Source organism: Nocardioides sp. CPCC 206348, from assembly GCF_048654705.1.
GTDB lineage: Bacteria > Actinomycetota > Actinomycetes > Propionibacteriales > Nocardioidaceae > Nocardioides.
This window is the reverse complement of the sequence record NZ_JBMCZA010000232.1, coordinates 3,450-4,236: the sequence shown is the minus strand read 5'-3', so window position 1 is coordinate 4,236 and position 787 is coordinate 3,450. Positions and strand designations below refer to the sequence as shown.

The 787-nt window shown below is 68.7% G+C and carries 1 protein-coding gene; it reads left to right on the top strand.

The annotated features are described in order from the left end of the window. Positions 1-174 precede the first annotated feature (174 nt). The coding region (locus ACOADB_RS26570; RefSeq protein WP_378606109.1) for an AraC family transcriptional regulator at positions 175-787 on the top strand (613 nt) is incomplete at its 3' end.

The following is a 787-nucleotide window of genomic DNA, read 5'->3' as shown; positions in this document are numbered from 1 at the left end:
GCATGATGGCCATGGTCAGCCTGTTCGCGTTCATGCTCATCCCGATCTGGATTCCTCTCGTCGCAGCGTCCCTCGGCTTCGTGTCCGACCGGTGGCGTGAGGCCCGAAGGAACGTTGCGCGGCTCAGCGCGGAGGCCCATACTCTTGTCATTTCCGGACAGGAGCGGAGTCGCGGTGGGAAGCCTGATCCGATCCACCGGCCTGTGGGGATATCCCGACCTGGTTCGTGAGCTCGGCGGGGACCCGACGCCGCTCCTGGCACGGTTCCACCTCCGTCCCGGCGTCGAGCGCGAGGACGATGCCCTCGTTCCGCTCGATGCGGTCCTGCGCATCCTGGCCACCACCGCCGAGGAGCTCGACTGCCCCGACTTCGGGCTGCGCATGGTGCGCTGGCAGGGGCTGGGGATCCTCGGGCCGGTCGCCGTCATCGCACGCAACTCGGACACCGTGCAGGACGGGCTGGCGGCCATCGCCCGCTATCTCTACGTGCACTCCCCCGGCCTGAAGCTCGCCGCGGAGCCCCGGGATGCCGGTGTCGGCATCCGGTTCGTCTACGAGGTGGTCGAGCCGTCCGCCCCCGACCCACGTCAGGGCTACGAGCTGAGCATGGCGAACGTCGTACTGATGCTGCGCCTGCTGGCCGGACCGGACGCCCGCCTCAGCACCATGTCCTTCCTGCACGATCAGATGGGTCCAACAGCGGCGTACGCCGAGACGTTCGGCTGCCCGGTCCAGTTCGCCCAGGACTGGTGCGGGTTCGAGATCACTGCGGACCTGGCTGCGCGGG